This window comes from Paludibacterium sp. (assembly GCF_019232825.1).
GTDB lineage: Bacteria > Pseudomonadota > Gammaproteobacteria > Burkholderiales > Chromobacteriaceae > Paludibacterium.
In genome coordinates, this window is record NZ_JAFAND010000005.1 from 1 (window position 1) to 15041 (window position 15041).

At 64.2% G+C, this 15041-nt stretch carries 12 protein-coding genes; 2 read left to right on the top strand and 10 right to left on the bottom strand.

All coding sequences use genetic code 11. The features are described 5' to 3' along the window. Positions 1 to 30 precede the first annotated feature (30 nt). Positions 31 to 4245, top strand: a complete 4215-nt coding sequence (locus tag JOZ06_RS00340; protein WP_293227588.1) for an ATP-binding protein — start codon at positions 31 to 33, stop codon at positions 4243 to 4245. Positions 4246 to 4463: 218 nt separating this feature from the next. Here JOZ06_RS00340 and JOZ06_RS00345 read toward each other — a convergent pair whose 3' ends face one another. The 3 genes from JOZ06_RS00345 to JOZ06_RS00355 are packed head-to-tail and all read right to left on the bottom strand — an operon-like array spanning position 4464 to position 6724. After that, entirely contained in the window at positions 4464 to 5279 is an 816-nt protein-coding gene (locus JOZ06_RS00345; RefSeq protein WP_293227589.1) for a hypothetical protein, read from the bottom strand. A gap of 16 nt (positions 5280 to 5295) precedes the next feature. Next, entirely contained in the window at positions 5296 to 5967 is a 672-nt protein-coding gene (locus JOZ06_RS00350; RefSeq protein ID WP_293227591.1) for a hypothetical protein, read from the bottom strand. 19 nt (positions 5968 to 5986) lie between these two features. Beyond that, positions 5987 to 6724 carry an endonuclease/exonuclease/phosphatase family protein gene (locus tag JOZ06_RS00355; RefSeq protein ID WP_293227593.1) on the bottom strand — a complete coding sequence of 246 codons (738 nt, stop codon included), beginning with the start codon at positions 6722 to 6724 and terminating at the stop codon, positions 5987 to 5989. A gap of 244 nt (positions 6725 to 6968) precedes the next feature. On the opposite strand from JOZ06_RS00355, the gene cqsA reads away from it, so the two are divergent. Continuing rightward, complete coding sequence (cqsA, locus tag JOZ06_RS00360; RefSeq protein ID WP_293227595.1) at positions 6969 to 8246, top strand: alpha-hydroxyketone-type quorum-sensing autoinducer synthase; 1278 nt, start codon at positions 6969 to 6971, stop codon at positions 8244 to 8246. Here cqsA and JOZ06_RS00365 read toward each other — a convergent pair. The 7 genes from JOZ06_RS00365 to JOZ06_RS00395 form a co-directional block, all read right to left on the bottom strand. After that, on the bottom strand, positions 8243 to 9274 hold the full coding sequence (locus JOZ06_RS00365; RefSeq protein ID WP_293227597.1) for a response regulator: 1032 nt from the start codon (positions 9272 to 9274) through the stop codon (positions 8243 to 8245). The genes cqsA and JOZ06_RS00365 overlap by 4 nt on opposite strands. Further along, on the bottom strand, positions 9274 to 10593 hold the full coding sequence (locus JOZ06_RS00370) for a HAMP domain-containing sensor histidine kinase (protein ID WP_293227599.1): 1320 nt from the start codon (positions 10591 to 10593) through the stop codon (positions 9274 to 9276). The genes JOZ06_RS00365 and JOZ06_RS00370 overlap by 1 nt, the downstream gene beginning before the upstream one ends. 128 nt (positions 10594 to 10721) lie before the next feature. Beyond that, positions 10722 to 11138, bottom strand: a complete 417-nt coding sequence (locus tag JOZ06_RS00375; RefSeq protein ID WP_293227601.1) for a lytic transglycosylase domain-containing protein — start codon at positions 11136 to 11138, stop codon at positions 10722 to 10724. Next, positions 11126 to 11905: an A24 family peptidase gene (locus JOZ06_RS00380; protein WP_293227602.1), complete on the bottom strand. Its 780-nt coding sequence runs from the start codon at positions 11903 to 11905 to the stop codon at positions 11126 to 11128. The genes JOZ06_RS00375 and JOZ06_RS00380 overlap by 13 nt, the downstream gene beginning before the upstream one ends. Continuing rightward, positions 11898 to 13268 (bottom strand): shufflon system plasmid conjugative transfer pilus tip adhesin PilV, encoded by a 1371-nt coding sequence (pilV, locus tag JOZ06_RS00385; protein WP_293227603.1) that lies wholly within the window; start codon positions 13266 to 13268, stop codon positions 11898 to 11900. The genes JOZ06_RS00380 and pilV overlap by 8 nt, the downstream gene beginning before the upstream one ends. A gap of 47 nt (positions 13269 to 13315) precedes the next feature. Continuing rightward, positions 13316 to 13840 carry a hypothetical protein gene (locus JOZ06_RS00390; RefSeq protein WP_293227605.1) on the bottom strand — a complete coding sequence of 175 codons (525 nt, stop codon included), beginning with the start codon at positions 13838 to 13840 and terminating at the stop codon, positions 13316 to 13318. A gap of 16 nt (positions 13841 to 13856) precedes the next feature. Beyond that, positions 13857 to 15041 carry an ATPase, T2SS/T4P/T4SS family gene (locus JOZ06_RS00395; RefSeq protein WP_293227607.1) on the bottom strand — a complete coding sequence of 395 codons (1185 nt, stop codon included), beginning with the start codon at positions 15039 to 15041 and terminating at the stop codon, positions 13857 to 13859.

A 15041-nucleotide genomic window follows, 5' to 3' on the forward strand; every position in this document is an offset into this window, starting at 1 on the left:
TACGGCATTAATCCCTGACGGGGGGGCGCCATGACCGAGGGGAATACCAGCACGTCGCAGATGCAGTTGATCCGGCGCAGCCTGGTCGCGATCGTCATCGTGATCAGCGTGTTTCAGCTCATCAGTTACGGCTTGCTGATCCGCCAGGCCGTCGGCGACTATCACACCGCGCAGATCTTGACGGCGGCTGACCGGATCAACCGCGAGTTGTTCTCCGCCACGGACGCGCTGGCGCGCGAGCGCAACCTGTACCAATCCATCCTCACCGGCGCTCATTCGATCAAAGGCATGGAACGTGTGAGCTTGGATGAGCTGCAACACCAGGCCCAGACGCAGTTTTCCCGCGCGGCGGTTGAATTGCGCGCCGAACCGCTGGTCGCCGACAGCCGCGTGGTCGACGGCATGATGGATCGCTGGGAACACTTCAATGCGGTGCGCGCCTCCATCGACAAGCGCTTGCGCGAACCGGGCGCGCCGACCGATGAAACGCTGGCGTTCGAAATGTCGCTCGCCATGAGCGACCTGTTCGAACGCACCATGCTGGTGTCGCATGAATTGTCCCGTCGTCTGGCGAGCTCGCCTGACGATACCATCGGCCGTCTGGCCGAAGTCAGTTATCAGTTGTGGCAGATTCGCAATCAAGTCGCCACCGACGGCTCCGCGCTGATTCAGCGCGCGCAGCTGGGACACTTGCTTAACTCCACCACCGAGGCGGACTTGGATTTCGATCGCGGCCTGGCGGCCAATGCGATGAATCAGCTGCAGATCGGCATCCGCTTGCTGCCCGACGTGCAGGGTGGCTGGCATGGCGCCGAACTGGCCGGACAATTGGCCGATTTCCGCGAGTTGAGCACGGAACAGGTGACGGGCCTCGCTCAGGGAAAAGGCTCGCCCGATGCCGCGGAGGAGTACCGGCGCCGCACGGAAAGCCTGCAGGACCAGGTGATCCAACGCTTCCGCACCTTCTCGCTGTTTCTGCGCGACCGCGTATCGCGCGCCAGCAGCGAAGCCCTGGCGCAGTTGATTCAAAACTCCTTGTTCCTGTGCCTGGCCATTTTCCTCAACTTGGGGCTGGTTTTCTGGCTGCAGCGCCGCGTGCTGCGGCCGCTACTGTTGCTCAATACGGTCCAGGACGCGGCGCGCGAGGCGATCCTGTTGACCAACACCCATGGCCGCATCTTCATGGCCAACCGCGGCGCCGAGGCGCTGTTCGAGTTGCCGTCGCGGCAATTGCTGGCGCACAACATCAACGAATTGATCTTCGAGGCGGGCATCAACAAGGCGCGGCTGGAAGAGCTGGCGGCATCGGGACAGGAGGTTCAGGCGCAGCTGGCGCGGCCCGACGGCCTGCCGCCTCTGCACGTCAGCCTGATCGCGAGCCCTTTGCTGGTGCGTAACAACCAGAAGGGCATTCTGCTGATCATCCGCGACGATCAGGAGCGATTCAAGGCCGAGCAGGCGCGGCGGCACAGCCTGGAAACCATGTCGGATATCTCGCGGATTCAGAATCTGCTGTTCACGCCGATCTTGCGCCAGGTGGTGTTCGACGAGCTGTTGCAGATTCTGCTGCGGCACGCCGGCGCACAGGCCGGGTTGTTGCTTGAGTCGCGGGGCGGGATGTTGGGCGAGACCTACCGCTGCCGGGCGCGTGCGGGGGCGGGGGGGGGAGAGCCGCAGATCGAGCGCGATCAGAGCGGCAATCTTGCCGAACTGCGTCAGGAGCTGATCAAGGACCCGCGCTGGATTTTGTTCCCGGTGGCGTTGCAGGAGGGCCAGAGCGGCCTGGTGGCCGTGTGGCGCGAGCACCGCGACCAGGTGCCGGACAGCTTCGGGCCGCTGTTGGCGCTCTATGCCAGCGTGCTGGGCTTCGTGACCGAAGAGGAATCGCGCAAGCAATCCTCGACGCGGCTGAACGAGGTCTTGCGCGAGCAGGAGGCCATCTTCAAAGCCTCGCCGGTCGGTCTGCTGTTGGTCGACGGCGACAATCGGATCATTCGGGTCAACCACCATGTCAGCCGTATTTTCGGCATCGAGGAATCGGCGCTGACGTTGACCAAGTTGGAATCGTTGTTGAGCGCGCCGGAGGCGTGGGCGTTGTTGGCGATGCAGATTGCCCGCGTGAAACAGGGGAAGAAGGCGGCGCCCTTGGAAGTGGCGTGCAAGACGCTCGGCGGCGCCGATCTGTGGCTGTTGTTCGAGACCAACTTGCTGCACGAGGGGTTGCCGGACGATGGCGTCATCGTCTCCTGCATCGAAATCACCAGCCTCAAGCGCACGGAGCTCGCGCTCAGAGAAGCCCGCGACAGCGCCGCGGAGTCGCGCGGACGTCTGGTGGGGGCGATCGAGGCGATTCCGGAGGCGTTCGCGTTCTACGATACCGACGACCGGCTGGTGGTGTGCAACCAGCACTACGCCGATCTGTTCTTCACCGACATCGGCACCGACCAGGTCGTCGGCGAGACCTTCGAGTCGATGGTGCATCTGTCGCTGATCAACGGCAAGGAAGTCATCGAGGAAGGATTTGCGGCCGGGGAATGGGTGACCGAGCGCGTGCGCCGCCACCGGATGGAAAAATCCTCGTTCGTCTTGCGCATCGGCGAGCGCTGGTATTTGGCCAGCGATCAGCAGATACCGGGGCTTGGCACGGTGTGCCTGCGAGCCAACATCACCGAATTGAAAGCGCGCGAGCAAGAGCTGCAGCTGGCCAAGAGCAAGGCCGACGATGCCAACAAAGCCAAGAGCGCCTTCCTTGCCTCGATCAGTCATGAAATCCGCACGCCGCTCAACGGCATTCTCGGGCTATTGGAGCTGTTGCGCATCGCCATCCAGGATCGCCAGCAGCAGGATACGCTGGCGTCGGTGCAGGAGTCGGCCGTCACGCTGCTGCGGCTGATCGACGACATCTTGGATTTTTCCAAGATCGAGGCGGGCAAGCTGCAAATCAACCCGGAACCGGTGATGTTGGAGGGCGTGCTGCGCAGCGTGCAAGGGCTGTACTTGGAGACCGCCCGCAACAAGAACCTGTGCTTCGAGCTGTCGATCGCCGAGGGCTTGGCGCCCGCCCATCAGGCCGATCCATTGCGGCTGCGGCAAATCCTGCAAAACTTCGTCAGCAACGCGCTGAAATTCACCGAGTCCGGCGCCGTGACGTTGCAACTGACGGTGGAGCAGTCGACGCCGACGTCGCAAACATTGCGTTTCGCTTGTATCGACACCGGCATCGGCATCGCGCCGGAAAATCTGGAGAAGCTGTTTCAGCCGTTTACCCAAGCCGAGTCGAGCACGACGCGCCGCTTCGGCGGCACCGGCCTGGGGCTTGCCATCTGCCGCCGCCTGGCGGATCTGATGGGCGGCCACATTCACATGACGAGCGCGGTGGGCAGCGGCACGACGGTCGAGTTCACGGTCTCCCTGCCGATTGCCGACCCGCAGCTGGCGGCGAACCGCGAGGAGGCGCCCATCGCGCCTGAGCGTTTCGACGTGGTGCCCGAGGCGCCGATTCTGTTTGTCGAGGACAATCCGATCAACCGTAAACTGGCCTCGATGCAGCTGGGCAAGCTGGGCGTGCCGTTCGTGGTGAGGGAGAACGGTCAGGAGGCGCTGGATTATTGGATGGAAAACCCGGTGTCGCTGATTTTGACCGACTGCCACATGCCGGTGATGGATGGTCATCAGTTGGCGCGCGAGGTGCGCCAGATCGAGCAAATGATGCCCGGGCGCGAGCCGGTGCCGATTCTCGCCTGCACGGCGAACGTCGCCAGCGAGGAGTCGGCCCAGGCTATGGCCGCCGGCATGAACGAAGTGCTGACCAAACCGCTCAACTTGCATGCGTTGCAGCGCGCGCTGGCGCGCTGGTTGCCGTTGCCGGCGCAGGATGCCGTGGCCGCGCCGGAGCCGACCGCGGCCGACGAGGACAATGTGATCGACCGTGGTGCGTTGGAAATCTATAGCCAGGGCGATATCAACGTCGAGTTGGGTTTGATTCAGGAATTCCTGTCGTCCGAACAGGAGGACCTGGTGGGCGTCCAGCAAGCGGTCGACACGCAGGATTACGAAAAAGCCCGCTGGTTCACGCACCGCATCAAGGGCTCCGGCCGCATGATCGGCGCCATGCCGCTAGGCGACGCCGCCGAAGCGCTAGAGCGTTGCGCCAAACAGCAAGGCGATATGGGCGAGGCCCTGGCGCAGCTGGTCGCCGCGTTCGGCGATCTGCAGCGCTGGGTGGCGCGTCATACCCCCGAGTAGGCGATACTGTTAAAGCGGGAGTGGGGAGTGGGATGTAGCGTGCGTTCGCGCAGCAACGCACGTTTCAACGCACGGTTCTACGCACGGTGACACCGGGTCCGGGCTGCTCGCATAAGCGAAACGGCGGGAGTCGAAGCAAAACCTTACCGGCGGGAGTAAATGCCGCCCCCCACTCCCGCTTTCAAGATGTTGCCGTTACTCCCGCAGTAGAAGCCCACCTAGTACAGGAAGACGCCACGCACCACGCGCGCACTGGTGTCGGCAATCAGCAAGGCCAAACCGCTCATATAGGCGGGCACTTGCGCGCTCGCCGAGGCCGAGCTTGTGGGCGCGGGCGGGGTGACCTCCCGGGTTTTGGTGCCGTACAGCACTGCGGTCCAGTACGTGCCAGCGGGCAACAGCGGCGTTAACTGTCCATCCTGCCACTGTGCCGGCAGCGCCGGCGCGGCACGGCGCGGCCGTAGCAGAATCTGCCCCGCGTTGGCCGGGGAGATGCCGGTGGCGTGCCAGACGGCGGACAGCACTTGGCCGACCGTGGCGCCGAGCGTCTTGGGACCCTGCGGGGTTGCCGCCACCTGCCAACCATCATCCGCCATCGCTTGCCAGGCGTCCTGAGCGGTAAAGCCGGCCGCGGGCATTACCCAGGCTTGCGTGTTCTTGGCGGTGAAAGCAGCGTCCAATTGCCTTTGGTCGGCGTCGAGCAGTACCGCAACCGGCACGGTCGCCTTGTCGATCCCGAGCGCGGGCACGACGACGAGCCAGGCATAGAAGACGGTTTGGCGGATATTGCCGTTGGGGGTGCTGTCGGTTACTTGGACGAATTGGGCCGTCATGCTTTGCCCGGTGGTTCCAGCGCCGAGATAGTCCGACGCTTTTTTGATCGCCTCGGCCTGAGAGTACGTCGGCGGTATCTGTGTCGCTTGCCAACTGAGCGGCCCGACGCTACCGAGGATCGGGGCCGCCGCGAGCGCCGGCGCCATGCGCAGGCAGAAGGCGAATAGCAGCCAGAGGGGGTGAAGGCGTGGCATCTTCATGTCGGAGTCCTTTTTCTCAATGATCACGATTGTCCCAGGTGCGGAAACTGCCATTGCCTGGCACGCCAACGGGTTCGAGGTTGCCGTCCTCCGCCGTGCTGACTTCGATGGCGAGCGGCGCGGACGCATAGGCGCCAAGCGAGCGCCGGACCTGCGTGGTGAGGAAGTTATTCTTGCGCGCCGCCACCCCCGGGGTATGGTCGGCCGGGGTGTCGTGCATTTCGGCGCCATACTGCGCTTTGCGCAATTCGATGGTGTTGAACAGCGACCAGTCGGCGGTCTTGTAGACGACGCCGCCACGCCGCCATTCCATCTGGCCGCCGTTGCGGCTTTGCTCATAGGTGTCCGCCGCGTTCGGCGCGCCATCCCAGCCGATACGGTATTGGTTGTTCTTGTCGGTGTACTCCCAGTAAACGTGAGGCGCGCCATCCTTGAACTGGTCCCAGCCGCCCTGAACCCATTGCATGGGCGCGTCCACCCCGCCATTGTCGATGCCGCACCAGGCGGCGATGGCGATGCCGTCGACGGGGGTCGGCTGATAATCGATGGTGGATTTGGCGCCGTCGAACCAAGGCGCGGCGTCTAGCAAGTCGTAATACGATTCGTAGCCGCGCGCCGCGAGGCTGGGCACGGCCAGGGCCAGCAACAGCAAGCCGGCGCAGGGGAAGAGGACATGATGGTTACGCATGGCGTCACTCCTTTCGGCTTTAGGAAAACAGCACCGCATAGTGGTCGGAATACCCCATATCCAGGCGCTCCGCCGGCGCGATGCCAAGATTGCCGGTTTGCACCGCGTAGTCGATAACGCGCTCCGGGCTCTCCGAGTCGGGTGACCGGGGGTGGGTGTAATGATCCGGTTCGACGCTGTTCAGATCGCAATCATGGGTCGGCTGGCTGAGCACTTCACCGTTCCAGAGAATGTCCTGCGGTTCTTTGTTGTAATCGCCCAGCGCGACCCACGGCCCATCGCCGACGGTGGTCCAGATGTTGGCCAGTAGATCCTCGACGTCCCAGCCGTATGCCGCGCTGGCGTGAATGGAGAAGTACCAGGTATCGTCGAAAAAGAGCCCGAGTCCAGGCCGGGTTTCGGCAAAGGTGGTGGCCGCATCGTCGGGTTCCGCAGCGGACAGCACGGCCAGATTGACCCGATGCGCACCCGCGTCCAGTTCGGCATAGCTGACGTAGAAGTCTTGCTGCCGTTCGCCGTCTTCGCTCTCCGCTGTCCAACGATAGACGGTCACCGGCCAGCCGCCCGGTGAGAATTCCGACACATATTCCGATTCGCCCGGCAGCTTGTCGGGCAAGACGCCACACTCCTGTAACGCCACGATGTCAGGGCGGTCCTCGTCGTTCTGGTCGAGCAGCCAATCGGCCAGCGCTTCCCACTTGGCCTTGGGCGATGTGCTGGTTCCCGCGCCCTGCATATTCCACGTCATCAGTTTCATGATTTCTCCCTCGTCGATTGCGTTGTCTATAGTGCTTTTGTCTTAAGACGAATGCGTATTAATGACGATTGGCAAGGCGCGGGTGTGAGGCGAAATCGCAACGGCATACACAAAGGCGTTATGCAATTTGGGATAGATTAGGCGGGCAACGCTGCGGCCCCTTCCCAGTGGGGCGGCGGCGTTTTACGCCCGGCAACGTCTGTTGTCCGGGTCAATGACAACTGCTCTCCCATGGAGAAGTAACATGACTCATCGCGTTATGCCGTTTCACCGTCAACCTCTTTTCCGCAATGCGCCGGAACCGGCCTTCCTTTCCCGTCGGGTCGAGGGGTATTACCAAGAGCGCGTCCACAACACCTGGGATGGCGGCCACATCATGCGTGGTCGGCATCCGGGGGGGGATGCCATTCACCTGAGCAGCAACGACTACTTGTCGGTCGCGCGCCATCCCAAGATTCTGCAGGCGGCGGCGGATTGCCTGCTGGCCAGCGGCAATGGGCTGTTGATGTCGGGGATTTTCTTGCATGGGGACAACCCGCTATTGGATCTGGAGTTGCGCCTGGCGAATTTCATGGGGGCGGAGGCGGGCGTGTTGTGCCAATCCGGCTTTGCCGCCAACACCGGGCTCATCCAATCGATTGCCGACGAGACCACGCCGGTCTATGTGGACATGATGGCGCACATGTCCTTATGGGAAGGCATCCGCGCGGCCTCCGCGCGCGCCGTGTCGTTCCACCACAATGACATGGCGCACTTGGCGCGGCAGATCCAGAAGCATGGCCCGGGCGTGATCCTGGTCGACTCCGTGTACAGCACCAACGGCAGTGTTTGCCCGCTGGAGACGCTGGTCGAGATCGGCACGCAATCCGGCTGCGTGCTGGTGGTGGACGAGTCTCACTCGCTGGGTACCCATGGATCGCATGGCGAGGGCATGGTGGCGGCGCTGGGGCTGTGTGACCAAGTGCATTTCCGCACCGCGAGCCTGGCCAAGGCCTTTGCCGGTCGAGCCGGTTTCATTTCGTGCTCGGAGCGCTTCAGCGAATACTTCAAGTTCGAGTCGAATCCGGCGATCTTCAGCTCCACGCTGTTGCCGCACGAGATCGCCGGTCTGGCCGCCACGCTGGAGGTGATCCACGATGAACACTGGCGCCGCCGCGCGCTTGAGGCCAATGCCGCCTTGCTGCGCCAAGCGTTGGACGATTTGGGCTACAACCTCAACGGCAGTCAGTCGCAGATCATTGCGCTTGAGTCCGGCAGCGAGCGTCAGACCATCGTGTTGCGCGATGCGTTGGAGGCGCGCGGCATTTTCGGCTCCGTATTCTGCGCGCCGGCCACGCCGAAAAACCGCGCGCTGATCCGGCTATCGGTCAACGCGATGCTGACCCCGGACGCCTTGGCCCGCATCGTCGATGTTTGCCGTGAAATCCGCGGCGAGGTGGGGCTCGCCGACTGGGCGTCGACGCGGCGCAAAAAGGCCCAGTCGGCCGCGCCGGCCGAGCCGGCAGAGGCGGCTGTCGCTTAGCCGTTGGATAGAGGCGCGGGCGTTCCTTGCGTGTCGAGCCACGCAAGGAAGTCCCGATACGAGGCGATGTCGCTGAATTGGCGGCCGGCCGGGTTCGAGACCACGGCATAGTAGTACCATTCCTGACCTTGCAGGGCGGTCGCCGGATACAGGCAGCTGCGCCAGTCAGGGCAACTCGGGTGGTACTCGCCCTGCGGCGTGCGGAAGTAGGGGACGTAGCGCTTGCTCGCCAGCCGCGCCAACAGCGCGGCTGGCGCGCCCTGATCCTGGGCGATGTCGAAATGGCTTTCCAACTCTTCCGCCGTCTTGATGATCAGCAGATGCGCCGCGCCCTGCGCGTCGAGCATCAGGAAGCCATCCGGCGTGGAGGTCAGGTAGAACTCGACGATGCCGCGCTCGGCGCGAATGCGATGGAAGGTCCCGGCGAAGGCGGCGTCTTGCAGAAAACTGTGCGAGCCGAGCGACAACGCTTCCCCCACGGTGCGTGCCATTTCCTGGAAATACGCCAGCTGCAGTTCCGCGATCGCCTGATTGAGCGTGGGGATCACCTCGGCATCCTGTTTCAGGATGAAGCGGTCGATCAGCCGTTGGTTGAACGCCTGTACGGCCAGCTTCTCATCGGCCTTGCCCGTCAGCAGAATCTTCTTGATCGCCGGGTTCTTGATGTTGCGGCAGAACGCCAGCCCATCGACCTCCGGCATGTCATAGTCGACCACCACCACCGATACCCGCTCGAAACGGCGGCGGTTGTGCACCTCGCGCAAGATGTGGTCGAGATTGAGATCGAGGACGTGGTGCGATAACGGCAAATCGTCGCCGAAGTGGGAGACGGAAAAAAAGCGCTCCACCAGCGGCGAGCTCGATGACGAGCCGTTCAGATCCACCAGCGCGTCGAACGGCGAGTCGTACAGACGGAAAGCCAGATTGGCGTCGAGCTGCAATCCCAGGTTATCGAGGAACGCGCGGCTATCGTCGACCAGCATCACCATCGAAGGGAAGTAGAGGGGAGGAATGTCGTAACGTTGCATCAATCGTCCACAGCGGGAAAGGTTAAAACGAATTCGCTGAATTCTCCCAGCGTCGACCAGCAGAGGATGTTGCCGTCAAATGCCTGCATTACGCTGCGGCAATATGCTAATCCTATTCCAGCGCCTGAACCATCGTCATGTCCTAACGACCAGGAGTAAAAGCGGGTAAAAATATGCGGCAGCACTTGCGGGGGAATGCCGGACCCCGTGTCGCGGAACGTCAGCCGGCCGCCCTCGGGCAGTTTCTCCACACGGATCAGAATGTCGCCCTTGCCTGCCTGGGCAATATGGCGCAGCGCATTTTTCAGTAGATTGAACAGCACGTGCACCATCAACAGCTCGTTGCCGAAAAAGTCGAAGTCTGCCGCGATCTCGACGCGCACGAGCTGACGTTCCTTGTCCGTGGCGAAGGGGTAACGCATGAGCGCGGTGTCGAGGCAGGCCGACATGACGCAGCGATTGAAGGTGACATCCTTGAAATCGAACGGCTTGGCGTTGGCCAGCAGCATGTCGATGACGATATTGGAGTAGTTGACCTCTTCCTCGATGCGCTCCAGCACTTTGCGCATTCCCTCCTGATGCACCTCCCGGATCGGGCCGATGGCGAATCCGGCCTCCCGGGCCAAGCGATAGGCATCGAGCAGCGCGGGCAAGTGCTGCTTCAGACCGGTGGCGCCGGCCTTGATGCCCAATAGCGGCGTGCGCAGTTCGTGGGCGATCATGCTGGCGGTGCTGCGCATGGCGCGCAGCCTCTCCTGCTTGACCATGTCGGCGCTGTAATTGGCGACGGCGCCCAGCACGATGATGAACAGGTAGACCGGTATCTGCTCGCGGGCAAGAAACGTCAGATTGGGCTCGGGCGAGGTCCAGCGATAGGCGAGCCATGCGCAACCGACACCGACGACGAAGTGGATGGTCAGGTTGCGCCAGTCGAGCAACAGCACCATGAGAAAGGCCGCGGTCAGCGCGGACGAGATCCAAGCGATGCAGCCGCCGTTTCTCAACAGCATGTAGGTGAAGAAAAAAGGCAGCGCGTAGAGGATCGTCAGATACCAATACACCGGCAGGTAGCGCCGCCAAGTTTGCGGCCAATACTTGGCCAGCATGATGGGCACGAACAGCGCGCTGCCCGCCAGGCGCAGCGGCAGATTCTCGTAGGGCTGCGGGAAGAGATCGTGCCAGACGAAGTAGTAAAGCGGAAAGCCGATCACCGCCACGAGCCCGAACGGGAAGAAGCGGGGTTCGAAATACTCGACGCTGCGCGCCATGCCGTCGAAAATCTGCCGCAGGGCGCTTGTCGTTTGAGGAATCTCTGTCATGTTGGCTGACGGTGAAGCAAGGGGCCGCGTTGGTTGATCGCCGCGCGGGGCGCGCGGCGGGATATTGTGGCACAGCCCGGTGAGAGGCGAAATCCTACGTGGATACCCGGCGGAAAATAGGGCGGTCGTTAGCGCGGAAACAACCGCCGCCAGGCCGCTTGCACTTGCCGCTGATAGCGCGCGTTCAGCGCTGGCGTGGCGGAATGGTAACGGCCGACGCCACGCCAGACGTCGCCGGGATATTCGTCGATCGCGCGGCGCAAGATCCACGCGCCGACCTGTACGTTGTAACAGGTGTCGTCGCGCAATTGCCGATAGGCCTCGGCGCGGTCGCCGGCGAAGTGCGCGCGCGCCGCCAGATCGAGCCAGGCGCCGGTATTGATCTGCATGACCCCCAGATCCTCGGTCCGATTGCGGTTCACCGACGCGGCGCCCGCCGAGCCGCCCTCGACCTGGATGATCGCCAGCAAAAGCTCGGGCGGCAGCGCTTGCACGCTGGCGGCTTGCAGCACGCAGGCCGCCAGCATGGCGCTTAAAGCGGCCATGCGCCACCTTCCGGCAAACCCAGACAGATGAGCCAGGTCAGGCACAGCGCCGGCCCCATCGGCATCCAGATATGGCCGCGCCGTCGAGCGGGCAGCGCGCAAGCGGTGAACAGCAGCGAGGCCAACAGCAGGTAGGCCGGCAGCCGCGCGAGTCCAAGCCATGCACCGGCGGCGGCGGCGAGCGCGATGTCGCCGCCTGACAGCGTGTCCAGCCGCCGCCAGCGCCCGGCCACAGCCATCGACAGCCACATCAAGGCAAAGCCGGCAAACGCGCCCCAGACGCGCGCCGCGAGCGACGGTTCGAAGGGCGACAACAAGAGCCCTACCCAGAACAGCGGCAGGGTCACCACGGCCGGCAACCACGCCTCGCGCCAGTCTATCTCAGCCAGAAACAGCAGTACCTGCCACAATAGGCAGGCGGCCCAACCTTGGGCGCCCGTGCCGAACCACCACAGTGCCAAGACCCAGCTCAGGCCGCCGATGGTTTCGACGATCGGGTGGAGCGGCGAAATGCGCGCGCGGCAATCCGGGCACCGGCCGCGCGCCAGGCACCAGCCCAGTACCGGCAGCAGGTGGCGCCAGCGGATGCGCGTGCGGCAAGCGTCGCAGCGCGACGGCGGCGAGGCGAGCGTCAAGCCGGGCTCGGCGTCGTCGCGCCAGCCTAGCTGGTGCGGCAGGCGCGCCGCCGCCAGACGGCCGAAGCTCGTCAGCACGGCGCCGACGCCGGCGGCCAAGGCGAGGAGCGTGGGCAGGGGCAGGCTAATCATGCTCGTACCAGGTCCAGGCGCCGGAGCCCGGAGAGTGCCAGCCCTGGCCGGAGGCGGGATGCAGCGGATCGTAGTTGGCGCCGCGGTTGATGCCGATCTGCCAATACACGCCGGTCGGGATATAGGCGGTGGCCACGCACATATTGCCGCCCTGGCCCGTCTGGCTCATCAGTACCGCTTGCCTGGCCAACAGTTGTTTTCTGCCGCTCGGGTCGGTGATGGTGATATACACGTCGCAGCCCGAGTTGCTGCTCCCGGTGGAGTGACGCGCCATGGCGGTGACCATCATGTCTTTGGTCGATAGCGCCGTCGAGCCGTATTCGGCCGCGCTCACGTTGTCGTTGGTGGTGACTTTGGCGAAATAGGGCGTGCCCGAGGTATAGGCGGTCTGCCACCGGCGGTTCTGGCACACCAGCAACCGCCCGGCGCCATCGCTGTTCAACAGACCGTTCTCGGCGCAGGCGTCGTTCAACGTCGCGTTGCCGGCCAGCTTCAAATTGCCGTTCTCCACTTTCAACGTGCCGCTGGTCGACGGATCGGCTGTCGCCGCCGGCAGCGTCGCCGTCAGGGCGGGCCCCGCTTGGCCAAGGGTGGCGCTTGTTCCCGCGCCTTGTCCGAATGCAATCTCGGTTTCCATCCGGTTCAGCTCCGGCCGGCCCGCGACCAGCTTGCGCGCCAGCCAGTCGCCGGTGTTGACGAAACTGCCGGCGCCGCCAGTCAGGCCGCCGCCGCCGATCAGTGCGACCAAATGGCCGCTGGCCGGGTCATCGGCCCAATCCGCGGCGCGGCTGCGCCAGCTGCCATTGGCGCCGTGGATGGTTTTGCCCGGATCCGCCTGCTTGATGGTGCCGGCCATGGCGCCGGCCATCAACGCCATGGCGCCGGCATCGTCGTCGCTGAAGTCGGTGCCCTGACGGGTAAACAGCAAGGCTTGTACTTGCCAGTCGCCCTTGCCGGCGCCATTGGTGAATTTGGTCAGTTGCAGCCGCAAGCGCAGCGTTTGATTGGCGCCGATGACCGCGCTGACCGATTCGGAGATGAATTTGTCTTTTTTCAGCGGATTGAGCCGCGCGTCGTCTGGCAGATCCTGCGGCGCGGGCTGATATTTCGTTCCATCCGGCGCGCCGGGGAGCGCGTTTTCGGCATCGAGTTTGAATTGCGCTTGGTTGGCGTCGACGTAGGCGCTGGCCGCTTGGGCCCAGGCGACAAAATGCTGTGCATCGCGGCGCAGCTTGGCCTGATTCGATGAGCGGACGCCATAGGCGACCATACCGCCGATGATCAACGCCATCACGCTGAGGGCGAGGGCCACCTCGATCAGCGATAGACCGCGCTGGTGCCGTTGCGGCTGTCTCTTTTGCACGGGGTTCTCCTTTGTTTTTTTGAGAGGGGGGCGTGAGCGGTTCGCGATTACGGATCGGCCACCATGGGCGAGCCGTCGGGGATCGGGATGGGGCCGGCGCCGCCATTGATGGTCAGCGTCGAGCCATCGGCGCAGATCAACCGGCCATTGCGGTAAATGCCGGCGCACACGCTGCCCGCGCTCACCCGTATCCATTCGGCATCGATGCGGCCGGTCAGCCAGCCTCCTTTGCCGTTGGCGGCCTGATTCAAGTCGAGGTAGCTCAGCGTGTGCTGGCCGTCATACAGGGATTGCACCGCCGGAAGATAGGGCGAGGCGGCCAACGCGGGGTCGAGATAGGCATTGAGCGTCGGCGCGCGCGCGATGGCGCCCGGGGTGCGGCAGGGGGGCGGCGGTTCTTGCGGCGCGGGCGGGTCGGGGCGGACGGCGCAATACTGTTGCAGGGCCTGGTGTTGCGCCAGCAACGTCCTTGCCCATACCGCCGCCTGCTGTCGAGCGTGCGCCTGCTGCAGGTCCTGGCCAAGCATCACGAATGGCAGCAGGCAGGCGAATAGGGCAAGCTGAATGATCATGGCAAGCATCGCGCGCCTACATTTCCATCGGCGATTGGCCGCGTGCGATGCGCAAGGCTTGCGCATCGATATCGGTGTTCAATTGTTCGAGTTTGCCGGCTCGGATCTTGGCGCGCAGCCCCATGTCGTTGCCGATGCACAGCATCTCGGCCTGCAAGACGCGCTGCCCGGGGCGTTGCGGATCAGGCGCCAGCCTTTGATGGATCACCGCCGCCAGGCCATCGGCCAGAATCGAGCGCGCCAATTCCAGCGAACCGGCGCCGGCGGCCGCGATCTGTTGCAAGGCGAGTATCGCGCCGGACAGCGAGCTGCCGTGAATCGTGGTCAGCACCAAGTGGCCGTTGACGGCCGCGCGGATGGCCTCGTTGGCCACCTTGGGGGCGCGGATTTCTCCCAGCAGGAGATAGCGCGGGTTGTAGCGCATCGCGGCGATCATCGCCGTCTCGAAGCCGCCGACCGCATTGGCGTCGATTTGGTACCACAACCCTTTGCCCCCTTCGCCGTAGAACCCTTGCGCCGGCAATTCCGGCGGGTCTTCCACCGCCACCGCGATGTCGCCCTGACGGCTGACCACATCGGTGAGGAAGGAGTAAATGGTGGTGCTTTTGCCCGAGCCGGTGGCGCCGGCCATCAGCACCATGCCGGATTGCGTGCCGATGGCGCGCAGCGCCGCGACCATGGCCGGCGGCAAGCCGAGCGTGTCCAGGGCGGGCACCGGGAATGTCGGCCGGCGCAGGAAGTAACCCGCGCCGTTGACGGTATCGATGCGCGCGACGCGGTAGGGCACGCCATCATGGGAGAGGAAAAACTCCCGGCCGCGCGCCTCGCGGCGTATCTCGGTCCAGATGCGCCGCACGTCGTCGCGGAAGGGGGGCGGCACCTCGATCACCGGCCCCACGTGGCCGGCCGCGTGGCGCAGCATGCCCCGGCCGTCCGGCCACAACATCAGATCGGAGAAGGACAGCGCCGCCAATCTAGCGGCGGCGCCGTCGGCCGGGGCCTCCGCCGGGACGGTCGCGGGCCCGCGGGAAGACGGCGCGACCGGTGGCTCGGCGCCGAGCCGCGCCTTTGCCTGTTGCTGGATGCGGCGCTGCGCCGCGAGCCGTTGGTCGATCGTTTCCGCCGTGCTAGGCGAGGGCGCGGCCGCGTCTTGCGGCTCGAGACGTTGGGCTGGCGGCGCGGTACGGGAAAAAATGCCCAT